This is a genomic window from Paenibacillus sp. J22R67 (genome assembly GCF_059692175.1).
Map to the genome: position 1 here is coordinate 61634 of NZ_JCAUAX010000018.1, position 14426 is coordinate 76059.

10 protein-coding genes and 3 tRNA genes are annotated in these 14426 nt (G+C 44.7%); all 13 read right to left on the reverse strand.

What is annotated here, in order from left to right:
• Positions 1-94 precede the first annotated feature (94 nt).
• The gene (locus AC58VC_RS35575) at positions 95-1315 is read right to left on the reverse strand and encodes an MFS transporter (protein WP_497376255.1); all 1221 of its coding nucleotides are present in this window, start codon (positions 1313-1315) and stop codon (positions 95-97) included.
• 25 nt (positions 1316-1340) lie between these two features.
• Positions 1341-2360, reverse strand: coding sequence for an ROK family transcriptional regulator (locus AC58VC_RS35580; protein WP_497376256.1), 1020 nt, complete (start codon positions 2358-2360; stop codon positions 1341-1343).
• A 221-nt stretch (positions 2361-2581) separates the two neighbouring features.
• Positions 2582-4411 (reverse strand): glutamine--fructose-6-phosphate transaminase (isomerizing), encoded by a 1830-nt coding sequence (gene glmS, locus AC58VC_RS35585; protein WP_497376257.1) that lies wholly within the window; start codon positions 4409-4411, stop codon positions 2582-2584.
• 459 nt (positions 4412-4870) lie between these two features.
• The gene (glmM, locus tag AC58VC_RS35590) at positions 4871-6211 is read right to left on the reverse strand and encodes a phosphoglucosamine mutase (RefSeq protein ID WP_497376258.1); all 1341 of its coding nucleotides are present in this window, start codon (positions 6209-6211) and stop codon (positions 4871-4873) included.
• 28 nt (positions 6212-6239) lie between these two features.
• Positions 6240-7535, reverse strand: a complete 1296-nt coding sequence (locus tag AC58VC_RS35595; protein ID WP_497376259.1) for a CdaR family protein — start codon at positions 7533-7535, stop codon at positions 6240-6242.
• The gene (gene cdaA / locus AC58VC_RS35600) at positions 7528-8343 is read right to left on the reverse strand and encodes a diadenylate cyclase CdaA (RefSeq protein ID WP_497376260.1); all 816 of its coding nucleotides are present in this window, start codon (positions 8341-8343) and stop codon (positions 7528-7530) included. Before cdaA ends, AC58VC_RS35595 begins: the two co-directional genes overlap by 8 nt.
• Positions 8344-8526: 183 nt before the next feature.
• Positions 8527-9132 carry a zf-HC2 domain-containing protein gene (locus AC58VC_RS35605; protein WP_497376261.1) on the reverse strand — a complete coding sequence of 202 codons (606 nt, stop codon included), beginning with the start codon at positions 9130-9132 and terminating at the stop codon, positions 8527-8529.
• Between the two features lie 69 nt (positions 9133-9201).
• Positions 9202-9798, reverse strand: coding sequence for an RNA polymerase sigma factor SigW (sigW, locus tag AC58VC_RS35610; protein WP_497376262.1), 597 nt, complete (start codon positions 9796-9798; stop codon positions 9202-9204).
• A gap of 57 nt (positions 9799-9855) precedes the next feature.
• Positions 9856-10725, reverse strand: a complete 870-nt coding sequence (locus tag AC58VC_RS35615) for a DMT family transporter (RefSeq protein WP_497376263.1) — start codon at positions 10723-10725, stop codon at positions 9856-9858.
• 123 nt (positions 10726-10848) lie between these two features.
• Positions 10849-13635, reverse strand: coding sequence for a phosphoenolpyruvate carboxylase (gene ppc / locus AC58VC_RS35620; RefSeq protein WP_497376264.1), 2787 nt, complete (start codon positions 13633-13635; stop codon positions 10849-10851).
• Positions 13636-14143: 508 nt separating this feature from the next.
• A tRNA-Gly gene (locus tag AC58VC_RS35625) sits at positions 14144-14214 on the reverse strand.
• Between the two features lie 7 nt (positions 14215-14221).
• A tRNA-Pro gene (locus tag AC58VC_RS35630) sits at positions 14222-14295 on the reverse strand.
• A gap of 22 nt (positions 14296-14317) precedes the next feature.
• Positions 14318-14394: transfer RNA gene (locus tag AC58VC_RS35635), tRNA-Arg, on the reverse strand.
• Between the last annotated feature and the right edge of the window lie 32 nt (positions 14395-14426).

Sequence of the window (14426 nt, forward strand, 5' to 3'; positions counted from 1 at the left end):
TCCGCACAAATAAGACCTGCTTGATCAGCAGGTCTTGAATATTTACAGAAGTAGATTGATAAGCTATTACAATAGCCGAAGTGATTAAAACCAATTAGACATTATCAATTTGCTTATGATTTTTCAATATATAATTTACTTTCTCCGCACTCATCATCATCATAAGAATAAAAGCAACCACAATAAAAGGGAATAACGCTATGCTCGTCTGTGTAGCCAGCAATCCAAAGAGCGGCGGCAAACATGTGCTTCCCGTATATGCGACTGCCATCTGATATCCCATTAATTTGGAGGAATTCCCCTTTCCAAAGCGTTCAGGCGTTTCATGCAGCAGACCAGGGTAGATAGGGGCAAGCCCCAGTCCAATTAATATGAGCCCAACCATGAACAACTGAGGCAATGGAAGGAACAGCATTAGTCCGCCAGTCATGGCCAAAATCTGACCATACCGAATAAGAATACGATTGTGGACTTTGAGAGTAAGAAAACCAGTAATCAGCCTTCCAATCGTTATTCCTCCATAATACAAAGAAATCCCAATGGCAGCTGTCTCTGCTGCCATATTTTTCACACCTACCAGATAGCTAGATCCCCATAATCCTACCGTGGATTCAACCCCACAATAGAACAAGAAAGCGACTAGCGTATGTTTTACACCTTTGATCTGGAGGAGATTACTTTTGGAACTGCCTGTAGATAGTATCCGTTCAGATTCGACTTGATTTTGTGGAAACTCACTGTCTTGAATTTTCACTTCCCTAAGGACAGCGATACGCTTCCATAGGGGAAGAGCAGCAAGCAATATGACTGCGAGTGCGAACTGAATCATCGATACCGCTGTATAACCGTCTCTCCATGAGTTATGTTCACCGATAAAATATGACATAATGATGGGCCCGGTAGTTGCCCCTACACCCCAAAAACAATGCAGCCAGTTCATGTGATGCGCTTTATAATTTTCAGCTACGTAATGATTAAGTGCTGCATCAATGGCTCCTCCGCCTAGACCAAGAGGGATGGCTAGAAAGACAAGCCAAATTAACGAGGGTGCCATTGAGAAGCCAAGCAGCGCACCAGCAGTAAGGACACAGCTAATCAGCGTAATTTTTCCCGTCCCTACTCGTTGGACCAAACTCCCACTCAGTAGACTGGATACGATGGTTCCTCCCGCCACAATCATGGACAAGATCCCCGCGAAGCCAAATGGGGAGCCCAGATCGAGCCGCATTTCAGGCCATGCTGATCCTAGCAAAGAATCCGGAATTCCTAGGCTAATAAATGCTAAATAGATAATAGTTAAAAACATCGTTGCCATAATGTCACTTCTTCCTCTAATTCTATCAACAATCAGTAATCATTAAATTAAGCGCTAAATGCTGCAAGCCCATCAAATAATCCTGTCTCCAATTACTCATCAAAAGCTTAGGCAAATGTTCCTGCGGGATGTAAGCCGAAGCTCTTTCAGCGATCCTATTCAAAAATACCTCGTCTACTTCATCATCACAGAAAACCACTGTCCGAGGGTTCAGTATGGCTGCGAATGTAGCAATTAAACGAGCGATGGCATCCGTTTGGTTGTCACCAGCTACCATCATCCGGCGATTGCCTTGACCCATCTGTAACGCTTGCAAGAAAGATTGATTTTCAAACTGAGGTACGAAAGAAATCTCACCTGAGAAAAACGTGCTGCCTCGCACAACATCGCCGTTAATCATAATGCCAGAGCCCGGTCCATTTTGACCAAAATATAGATAGACCAGCGATTCGTTCTCAAGCTCGTAGTTCGATGCATACCCAAGTACCGATGCATTCATATCATTTTCGACGACGACTGGTATTTGAAATCTGGATTCGAATTCTCCTTTCAAATCATAATTAAAGAATTGCTGATAGGGCGGGATAAAGATGATTTTCCCGTTATTAACAGCACCGGGAACCCCGATAGCGATAGAACGGAGCCTTGGGTATTTTTCAATTAACGTTTCAATAAGATCCGCAAGCGGTTGCTCATCTTGTTGTAACACACTTGGCTCTGTTCCCTGCTCTTTGACCTCCCCAATGCAGTTAAATATCGAATAATTGGTCTCATTCTTTTCAATAAAAATGGCAAGTCCCAACATATATTCTGGATCATAGGTATAGCGCTTTGCCCTTCTGCCTCCATTAGAATCATCATCGCTTGTATAGCGGATCTCTCCGTCTTTCTCCATCTGAGCCATAAATTTGCTGATTGTCGGAAAGCTTATCCCCAATCGTTGGCTGAGCTCCGCTTTCGTAGCGCTACCCAGCGTGATCAGTCCTGCTCGAATCCGATAAATTAAAGGCTCCCTTAACTCTTTCGTCTTAAATACGTTCGTCACGGATATCAAAACCTTTCATTAGACAAAGTAATGACTACTTATTAAATCATTTTAATAAGTTTAGATCATCTTATCAGAAGTCGCGAGTAAGGGCAATACAGGAAAACCATTCTCTCGCCGAGGAGCCCCTTGACTACTTAACAAAAAAGTCCCGGTGACTGTATTAGCTCACCGGGACTAACTAAGAGATCACTACACCGACTTTATTTAGGGCAAAGCCTTTACTCCACTGTCACACTTTTCGCCAAGTTACGCGGCTTATCAACATCATTCCCACGCGCCAAGGACGCGTAGTACGATAACAACTGCAGTGGAATAACCGACAATGCAGGAGAAAGAATATCCAGCGTTTTCGGGATTACGAACGTGCTGTCTACAGACTTCAGCAGCTCATGCTCGCCTTCCACAGCGATCCCTAGCACATTCGCACCGCGCGCTTTGACTTCTTTAATATTGCTGACCGTTTTCTCCAGCAATTCCAGCTGAGTCCCCAGCGCAATCACAGGAACGTCATCCTCAATCAACGCTAGCGTACCGTGCTTCAATTCACCTGCCGCATAAGCTTCAGAGTGAATATAAGAGATTTCTTTCAGCTTCAATGAGCCTTCTAACGCTACCGCATAATCCAAGCCTCTTCCGATGAAGAAGAGGTTGTCGTGTTTAGCCATCTCTTCCGCTACAGCTTTCAGATCCTCTGCTTGAGCAAGAATCTCTTCTACTTGTTCAGGTAACCGTTTCAAAGCTGTAATCATCTCAGCAATTTCCGCATCCGTTTGTGTACCAATTGTTTGTGCCAAATGAATACCAAGCAGATAGAAAGCAATCAACTGAGAAGTGTAGGCTTTTGTGGATGCTACGGCAATCTCTGGTCCTGCCCATGTCGTGATAATATCGTCCGCTTCACGAGCAACAGAGCTTCCGACCACATTGGTAATCGCCAGAACATGCGCCCCGCAACGCTTCGCTTCACGAAGTGCTGCTAGGGTATCTGCTGTTTCTCCGGATTGGCTAACAACAATCACTAGCGTATCCTTCGTGATAATGGGGGAACGATAACGATATTCGGATGCAACATCCGTTTCAACTGGAATTCGTGCCATTTTCTCGATCACGTATTTCCCAACCATCCCGGCATGATACGCAGTCCCACAGGCCACAATATGCACACGGCTGATGTTGCGGATTGCTTCCGCTGTAATCGACAGCTCATTTAACGTTACTTTACGGCCATCCGTAGCAATACGGCTTCCCATTGTATCGCGATAAGCTTTAGGCTGATCATAGATTTCTTTCAACATAAAGTGATCGAATCCGGCTTTTTCCGCCGTAACAATATCCCAATCGACATGAAACATTTCCCTAGAAATAAAATTCCCTTCCAAAGTCATTAATTCGACACCATCACGCGTCAAAAGCGCCATTTCGCCATCATTAAGAATAAAAACATTACGCGTATATTCGAGGATAGCCGGGATATCAGAACCAATAAAGTTCTCTCCCTCACCGATACCGATAATCAAGGGACTAGCCTGACGTACTGCCACAAGACGATCCGGTTCATATTCCGTTAAAACACCCAAAGCAAATGCGCCTGTCATTTGTTTTACGGCTTTTTGAACAGCCTTAAGGATATCTCCTTCGTATAAGTCAGCAATAAGGTGCGAAATCACTTCTGTGTCTGTTTCAGAGATAAACTGATGGCCTTTAGCCGTAAGCTCTTCCTTCAGAGAAATGTAATTTTCAATGATCCCGTTATGCACCACGGAGAACTTCAACGAATTGTCCGTATGAGGATGCGAATTCACATCCGACGGCTTGCCGTGCGTCGCCCAACGGGTATGTCCGATCCCAACGCTTCCGTTCAAAGGGGTTTCCTCGAGCTTGGATTCAAGATTCGCGATACGACCCTTTGCTTTCTTAATTTCCAGACCATTTGCTGTATACACGGCTACACCTGCAGAGTCATAGCCCCGATATTCAAGTTTTTTCAGCCCTTCCAGCAAAATTTCCTGAGAATTACGCTTTCCAATATAACCAACGATTCCGCACATAGTGTAGTACCTCCATAGTTTTATGAGCCTATTGAACAAGGCTATTTTTCAAAGATCCAAAAACAATATATAAACGATTATCAATAAGTTCGCATAATAAAAAAACGGACGTTGGATACTTGTCAGCCCGGTCGCCCAGACGTTTTTGCTCTCCAACTTAACGGCATTCCTAATGCCGGAAGGTCCCCGCCGAATGTTTCGAACACCTTCACCTCGTCAACTCACCTGCGTAGTAGTAGCTTATACTACATTCCCGTTCCGCCTGCGAGTTCTGGCGCTATTTGTAACTGATTAACCTCAACCCTGCCCTTCCTTCTTGAGTAAATACATCATATTCATTTTTCAGTCATCGTGCAACTTATTTTTTCTATCAAAATCCCCCTATTCGCCCAAAAAAGCACACATTAATGCTAAAAAGCGCGAAAGGGGAACTTCAATAAACTTCAACTCGCAAAATTGTTATACCAATTGCTCTTGGATAACCTTTGCAATATCATACACATAAGCCTCAACCTGCTCTTTATCTGGCCCTTCCGCCATGACACGGATCAAAGATTCCGTTCCCGAAGGACGTACCAGAACCCTTCCATTATCCCCAAGCTCAGCTTCCACCTTGCGAATAGCTTCTTCTACGACCGTATTGTTCTTCAGCTTGCTCTTATCCACTACACGAACATTCACGAGCAGCTGCGGGAATTTACGCATTATCCCTTTGAGTTCACTTAGTTTATGTCCTGAAGCAACTATTGTATTCACCAACTGCAGGGCAGTTAGAATGCCATCTCCAGTCGAGATGTAATCAAGGAAAATAACATGCCCGGATTGCTCTCCACCTAGGTTATAGCCGCCTTTGCGCATCTCTTCCATCACGTAGCGGTCGCCTACTGCCGTTTGCAGAGCTTTAAGACCCGCTTTTTCAATCCCTTTGAAAAATCCGATATTTGCCATCACCGTCGTTACAATGGTGCCGTGGTTCAGCTTGCCAGCGCGGTTCAGCGCATCTCCTAGAATGCTTAAGATGAAGTCTCCGTCGACTTCCTCGCCTTTCTCATCAATCGCGATCAAGCGATCCGCATCTCCGTCAAAAGCAAGACCAATGGCTGCGCCATGTTTCATCACTTCTTCGCGGAGCTTCTCAGGATGTGTGGAGCCGCAATTATCGTTGATATTGCGTCCATTCGGCTCAGCGCCGATGGTGATAACTTCCGCTCCCAGCTCGCGGAAGATCGTAGGGGCCAGCTCGAAGGCTGAGCCGTTCGCGCAGTCAAGGACCACCTTGTATCCTGCGAAAGACTCGGATACCGTCTCTTTCAAGAATGCCAGATAAGCCAGCTTCGCATCTGGGTGATCTGAAACCGTACCGATCTCGCCGCCAACCGGGCGAGGCAATTCATCTACAGCTGCGTCCAGCAACTGTTCAATCTCAAGCTCCGTCTCATCCAACAGCTTGAAGCCGTCGCCTCCAAAAAACTTGATACCATTATCCTCAACCGGATTATGGGAAGCGGAGATCATTACGCCTGCATCCGCTCCTAGCTTTTTCGTTAAGTAAGCAACCGCTGGTGTACTTACAACACCAATGCGAATAACCTCAACACCAATAGACAGTAAGCCTGCTACGAGGGATGCTTCCAGCATCGGACCCGAAATACGTGTATCTCTCCCGATCACGACTTTCGGATGCTTGGCCTGTCTTGTTAATACATATCCGCCGCAGCGGCCAACCTTATACGCTAATTCTGGTGTCAACTCGCCATTAGCGACGCCGCGCACACCATCTGTACCAAAATATTTCCCCATGTCTCTTTTCTCCTCTTGTCTCATCCCATTATGGATTTGTTGCTTTTGGTGGAGCTGTATTTGCTGTTGTATCTGTTGTTGTTCCTGTTGTTGTATTTGCTGCTTTCTCGCTGATTTCTACCGTTGCCTTCACTTCTTGCGGTGATCCAAGCTTCACATATGTTGGAAGGTTCAGAGTAACCTTCAGTTCATGCTTCCCTGGTGGTAAATTACTTACATCCAGAATAGCCTGAATGTCCTGCACCTTCAGTTGATCTATGATGGTAGGAGCGCCTTCAACCGTTATGTTCAGCTGCGCCGTTTCCGGCGTCGTCACCTTCGTTACATAGTTTTCATTTGCACCGATTATCGTAATCGGCACATTCTCCAAAGCTCTGGTAATAGAAGGAACAATCTCTACCTTCACAGTAACTTTGGCAGGATCCAGTTGTGTTACTTTATTCCTCAAAGGAATGTCCAGTGAATATTCTTTTGTTTCCTTCAAATCTTGAATATTCAGCTGCGGACCCTGATAAAATTCCATCCGATCCACAACATCCTGTGTGCCATATACCGTAACTTTGTCTGGACTTTGTGTCACCATCGAAATGGCAAAGCCTTTCGGCGGTTCTCCGCTTATCTTCAATTGCAGAGGTATCGTCTGGAATGGACTTGTAATTGGCACCTCAACATCCACAACTGGCGGATTCATATTCACAGCAACTTCTTTGCCTTCCTTATCAAAAGCTTGCAGCTTTACTTGCTTCGTTACGGCAGACTGAGCCTTATCAACGGAAACCTCGCCGCGCACATTCTCGATCTGCTCAAGCTTGCTCGTTTGTGCAGTAATATACACTTTGTTAGGCTTCACAATCGGTTGGCCGGCTTTCAGCCCTGCTGATGGCGTGCCTTTGACATTGATTACGACAGGCACTTCTTTCATCTGCAGTTCTTCAATAATGACATGAACGGTTCTTGGGACAATTTGCACTTCAACATCAGATGGGAAACCAACAGGTTTTAACGTAAGCTGATGATCTCCTTTGCCCACCTGGGTTAAATCTAGCTCAATCTGGTACGTATTGCTGGTTGTGACCTTCTTCACGGAAGATTCTTTGCCACTGAGAAGAACCTGCACATTGGAAGGCGCCATCGACGAAATATGATAATGGGTTTCATCGTATTTCGTTGTAATGGCTACATTATTAATCGTTTCTTCCCGCTGTCTAAGGGGGGAGCTTTGGGATAAATTCGTCTCCTCCATGTGCACAACAACCCACAGTAAAATACTAATTACAAGCGCAACGATACGCACAACATTCGTATTACGCAGCCATTTATCCATTCGAACGCCCCCTCCATTTCAAGAAAGGGTTCTTCTCTTTTGTTTTCGCCTTCGGTTTAAGCTCTTCGAACAATTTCGCGATCAGGGACTCTTCTTTAATATCGCGCACAATGTGACCGTTCATCGTCAAAGAGATCTGTCCGGTCTCTTCGGATACAATGATACACATTGCATCTGAAACCTCGCTCATCCCAATAGCGGCGCGATGACGCGTGCCCAGCTCCTTGGAGATGAACGGGTTTTCAGACAACGGCAAGTAGCAGCCCGCGGCCATCAATTGCCCTTGACGAATAATAACAGCTCCATCGTGCAGTGGCGTGTTGGGAATGAAAATATTAATCAACAGCTCCGCGCTGATTTTGCTCTCTATGGCAATACCGGACTCCACGTAATCCGTTAAACCGGTTTCTTTCTCAAACACAATCAAGGCCCCTATCTTTCTTTTGGCCAAATAATTCGCAGCCCGTATGACTTCACTGATTCGTTTGTTTACGTCCTGATCTTCTTCACTTGAGGAGCGGCTAAACAGCTTTCCGCGGCCTAATTGTTCCAAGGCTCGTCTTAGCTCAGGTTGAAAAATAATAATAACGCCCAATACCCCAAACGTAAACGTTTGATTCATCATCCACTGCAGCGTACTGAGTTTAAACCATATACTAAATACCCATGTAATGACGACAACAAGAATACCCTTCATGAGCTGAATGGCCCTTGTCCCACGAACTAACAAGATCAATTTATAAATCACATAGCTAACGATCAGAATATCAACGATATCCTTAGCCGAGATGCTCGTGAGTAAGTCCATTTATTATTCTCCCCCAGGCGACTGAACACAGTGATCTCTCTATACTATACCTAGAATCATAACATAATCCTAAGTATACTTCTATTTTTCTCTCTTTATCTGAGTGTTTCCCAGTTGATTTGGTTCAATGTGCCTAAAAAAAAACGCCCCCTTCGGCTCAAAGCCAACGGCAGACGTTTCAAGCTAATTCGAGAGCATCCCCACGAACTCGCCTAATTTATACCAAACCCAACCAATTGCTTCATTCACCTGTGTAACTTGACCCGAAATATGCGCGGTAGACGCCAAATTCAGTGTGCCATCGATAACAGTTAAATTACCTGTTACATCGCCTTCCACCTTCAGCGTTCCCCGTTGTACAACGAGATCTCCCTGCACAGTATGGCCCTGCGGTACAATAACCGTATCCCCTTGGATAATTACATCCTGAAGGTTGCTTCCTTTGACCATCAGATTCGTATCATCATTCCACATGGACATGAAGCTACCGAACATAACGGCGCCGAAAACGACAGCTACCGAACCAGCAGGATGCCTGCGAATGAAGTCCATCCAGCCACTTCTTTGCTTCATTGGAGGCAGTCCGCTCATAATCTGATCTGTCAGCCTATCAGAAGCTCTTAGTGGTGGCAGCATTCTAACTAGCGCATCTGTTTTCTCTAATTGTTTGAATAAAGCATGACAGGCCTGACAAGCAATCAGATGTTCTTTTAATAGCCGAGAATCCGATCCTTGCAAATCACCGTCTAGATATTCATGTATGAGCGGGAGGGCTTCTTTGCAGTTCATCGGGCAGCCACCCCTTTCTTAGACTTTTGCATGTTGTGATATACCATACGTTTCGAATTTAAATATGTTTCATCCTGGAACAGGATTTGTATTGGCATCTTGTTCCTCCTGCTCTAACCGTTTGCGCAAGTACTCTCGCCCGCGATGTACACGTGTTTTGATCGTTGTTACAGGCATCTCAAGCACCTCAGAGATCTCTTGAAGGGACATATCCTGTAGATATCGTAAAATGACGATTGATTTATATTTTTCCGGTAATGTATCAATAGCTCTACGGATCTGCTCCTGCGTCTCAGACACAATAATTTGCTTCTCAGGCGTGTCTTCATGACTTGGCAGCATGGCATAATAGTCATTGCCTTCTCCGTCCGGCATTTCCGCGTCTAAAGAATACGTATTCTTTCTTCTACGCAGTTTATCGATACACAGATTCGTCCCAATTCGAAAAATCCAAGTTGAAAACTTCTGATTCTCATCATATCGGTGCAAATTGGTGTATACCCGCAAGAATGTTTCCTGCACCGCATCCTCGGCTTCTTGTTTGTTATTCAGCATACGGTAAGCCAAGTGAAAGATCTTATCCTTATAGAGCTCTACAAGCTCTGCAAAAGCATTTCGATCCCCATTTCTGGCCAGTTTAGCCAGACGTGCTTCAACAAAATTCAATTCGATTTCCTCCGGCTTCTTAGGCAATTCGATTCTTTTCTAATACATACGCAGAAATTACGCTTTGTTTTCAGAAATTAGGATTCCAACCAAAATTAAACCCATCCCTACCCATTGTAACCCATTTACCGGTTCTGCAATAATTAAATACGCAGCGATAATCGCCACTGGAAGCTCAACCGAACCTAACATAGCTGCAAGTGTACTGCCAATTCGGGGAATACCGATGTTAAAAGCTATCGTGGGCACAACCTGTCCTAGAAAACCCAGAAGAAGACCCCACAGCAGCAGTTCGCTTCCATTCTCTTGCACAAAAACCGTAGGGGGATATAAGACATATATCACTGGAATCGTCGCAGTTAGCATGATGGCTGAGTTCATTAGAGGCGGAAGAGGACTAACTACCTGACCTGTGAAAAAGAGGAAGGTGCTGTACGTTAATGCAGATAATAGTCCGTATACAATCCCAAGGTAACTGAACTGCTCCCAGCTCGTATTCAGAATATTCACGGCAAGAACAGTCCCTACAAGGATGAATGCGACCGCAATACCTTCTGACTTCGTTGGCAGTCTTCGTTTTCGTATACAATCCATTCCGATTGTCATCCACGTAAACTGAAATAATAAAATAATCGATAAAGAAGCATTCAATTCTTGCAAGGCAATGTTGTAAAACACAGTCGTTAACGCCAACCCAAAAATACCAATCAGACCTAGCTTTACCCAAGGACCTTTGAAAGGATTAGCCCAAGACTTTTTATGAAAAAGAATCAACAGCCATACGAGCAAGGTTCCCATCGTCATTTGAGCAGGCGTAATTTGCCCATCCATATATCCTTGATCATAAGCCATCTTGATAAAAGAGGAAAGCAAGCCATAACTTGATGCACCTATAAGGACAAGAACAATCGCTAACCATCGCCCCATGCAGTTAATAAGCCTCCGTCCGTCTATGGGCACCATGTATAGGACAGGAAAAGTCGAGCTGCACTCGATATACGAGGCCCCCGACTTTATCATCCTGTCTATACGCTTATGCACTGTATATTATCAGCCCGTATTTCTCAGTCCAGCTGCAATACCGTTAATTGTAAGCAGGACTTCACGCAGCAAAGTCGCATCGTCCTCATTGTTTTCACGCAGTGCGCGAAGCTCTGTTAGCAGTTCAACCTGCATATAGCTAAGCGGATCAACGTATGGATTACGAAGACGGATTGACTCTTGAATAACAGGAACATTATCCAAAATCTCTTGCTGACCTGTAATTTGCAAAATGATCGAAGAAGTTAATTCATATTCTTCCCTAATCAGATTGAAAATACGCTCTGCGATGGCTGATTCCTTCACTAAATTCCCGTATTCCTTGGCGATTTGCAGATCTGCTTTGGCTAGTGCCATTTGCAGATTATCAATCATCGTACGGAAGAATGACCATTCTTCGTACATGTCTTTTAATGTCCCTAGATTCGCTGCATTCCCTTGATAAAAGCTTTGCAGACCTGTACCAGCTGCATACCAAGCAGGAAGCAAATAACGAGTTTGCGTCCAGGAGAATACCCACGGAATTGCACGCAAATCTTCGAATCTGTCGCTATTTTTACGCTTGGATGGACGTGAACCGATATTCAGCTCGCCAATCTCAGGAAGCGGTGTGGATTCTTTGAAGAAAGTTAAGAAGTCCTCGTCTCGGAAAATGAGATCCTGATACTTCGTCTGTGCTTGCTCCGAAATACCGCGCATAATCGTCTCCCACTTGTCTTCTTGGGAAAGTCTTTGTGGGGAACGCGATAATTGGGACGCTGTAATTAACGCGAAAGTCGCCTGCTCTAAGCTGCGGTAAGCAATCCCTTGCAAAGAATAGCGAGATGACAATACTTCCCCTTGCTCTGTGATTTTAATGCCTCCACCAAGCGTTTCTACAGGCTGTGCAAGGATACTGCGGTTTAGCGGCATACCGCCGCGCCCCAGTGCACCACCACGGCCATGGAAGAACTTCAACTTCACGCCAAATTTTTTCGCAGCTTCTGTGATGTCCTGAAGCGCCATCCGAAGCTCCCAGTTCGCTGTGATCACTCCACCATCTTTATTGCTATCCGAGTAACCAAGCATGATTTCGTGAAGCTGTGTAACCGGGTCAATGCTATCACGGTAAGCAGGAATGGCTAACAATGTGCTCATAATGCCTGGTGCCGCATGCAAATCGTCGATTGTTTCAAAAAGAGGTACCGACTGAAGCGTGCTTGTTACGCTGCCATCGCTCTCTTTGCGATATAGACCTGCTTCCTTCGCAAAAACAACAACCTCCAAAAGATCACTAGCACCCTGTGTCATACTGATTAGGTAGCTATTGATACAATTGCGTCCAAACTCCTTCTGCGCTTCGCCTACCGTACGGTAAACATCTAAGCATTCTTTCGTGCCTTCGGAGTATTCTAGATAAGTTGAAGTGATTGGTCTTGGATCATTCAGAACATCCGTCAGAAGCGAAATTTTCTCCTCTTCAGACAGCTTACTGTAGTCACTCGTAATACCCATTTTCGCCAAAATCTCAGTCATAGCTGATTCATGCTCTTTACTGTGCTGTCTGATATCAAGCGCAGCTAAGTGGAAGCCGAACAGCTCAACTTGACGAATCAGCTTTTTAATATATTTGTCAGCAACGTAATCTGCATAATGGGATCTCAAGCTAGCATCAATAATATGCAAATCATTAATAAATTCATCTGGGCTGTTATATTTCTGGCTTGTTGGCACATTAGGGTTGCCAGTGTTATGGACCTTTTCGATCATATACGTAGTTTTGATACGGTAGGGCTCTTTCTCATTGCGCCATACATCCTGCACATTGCCAAGCGCTACACGGTCGCACTGAATGGACTCCAATAAAGCTTCGCTAACCGTCACAATATTTTTGCTGAAGCTCATATGTTCTAGCGTTTCTTTCAGAACTTCTTCATACTTTTGTAAAGCCAGCTGACGGTGAAGTCCAAGCGTTTCCCACGTAACATTTGCTCTCACGGATGGGTTACCATCACGGTCTCCACCAATCCATGAACCGAACTTCAAGAAAGAAGGCACGTGCCAAGTATCCTGCGGGTAATATTTATTTAGGCAGCGCTCAAGCTCATGATAAATCTCTGGCAATACATCAAACAAAGTTTCGTCAAAATAGTACAACCCATTACGAACCTCGTCGATTACCGTTGGTTTACGATCACGCAGTTCGTCCGTCTGCCATAGATTCAGAACTTCTCCTAACAGCTTCTCACGCAGCTGTTCACGCTCACGAGAAGTTAGCATCGGATTATCTAGCTTCATCATATCATCTGAAATACGCAGATTTATATCAAGTACTGCTCTGCGCATTGCTTCCGTTGGATGTGCAGTCATAACAAGCTCTAAGGAGATAGCTTTAAGAATTTCTTGTACTTCTTCAAAAGGGACATGATTGTTTCTTAGTTCCTGTACAATGCTCTCTATGGAACCAGGCTGCACGGATTCACCGGAGGAACGCTCGTAATCTCTTTTACGACGAATCCGATGATTCTGCTCAGCAATATTAACAAGCTGGAAGTAAATAGCGAAGGCTCGAATCACTTGATGGCGAATTTCCGGATCAAGTGAAGAAATCGTTTCTTTGAACTCATTATAGATTTCAATGACATAGTGTGCTCTTAAAGACTTACTCATCTCACGAATTTTCTCGACAACCTCGAGGAGATCATTGCCGCCCTGATGTACCAGAACTTCACCTAGTATGTGCCCCAAGAAGCGTACGTCCCTGCGAAGCAGGTTATTCGTTCCTTGCTTTTGTAGGCCGATTACATTCTCTAACATAACTCTCCACCTCATCTATTCACTATGTTGCATTAATGCTTCTCTCTATAAAAGCTTAACGTTACAAAAACTCATTTCAGAATATTTTACCACAATCCGTCCTTTGCACATAGTAGTAAAATAAAAAAAGCCCCTATTAGGGCGTGGTAATTAATGTATGCGCTAAGAAAAGACTACTGTAAATCCATTAAAAACATGCTTTCTGTCGAGGCAACCATACTCTCAATCTGCAATCGAAATTACAGTCCGCTATTTTCCCAATTCACATAATAAGATCACCTTAGTGAACATATAAGTCCTTGTAGTTCTCTAAAGTAGTGCGTGCAAGATGCCGATTTGCTTCAAAAAGCGGCCTCCTGCCTCCTTCGGAAGCAACCAGTGGTTGATTGGACGCTCGCCCTACTTGGGATTACTTAAGATGTCTTCGCGGGCGGTCGAACCCATTGAGGATTCTCTCCCTTTCCCGTTCAAAACAAAAAGATCACCCTAAGGTGATCTCTTGTTTTGAAGCGGGTGATGGGAATCGAACCCACGCTACCAGCTTGGAAGGCTGAAGTTCTACCATTGAACTACACCCGCGTAACTATCGGGATGACACGATTTGAACATGCGACCCCCTGCTCCCAAAGCAGGTGCTCTACCAAGCTGAGCTACATCCCGATACGGTGTTACTAATAAAAAATGGCGCGCCCTGAGAGATTCGAACTCCCGACCTTTTGATTCGTAGTCAAATACTCTATCCAGCTGAGCTAAGGGCGCTTAAAATATGGAGCGGAAGACGGGGATCGAAC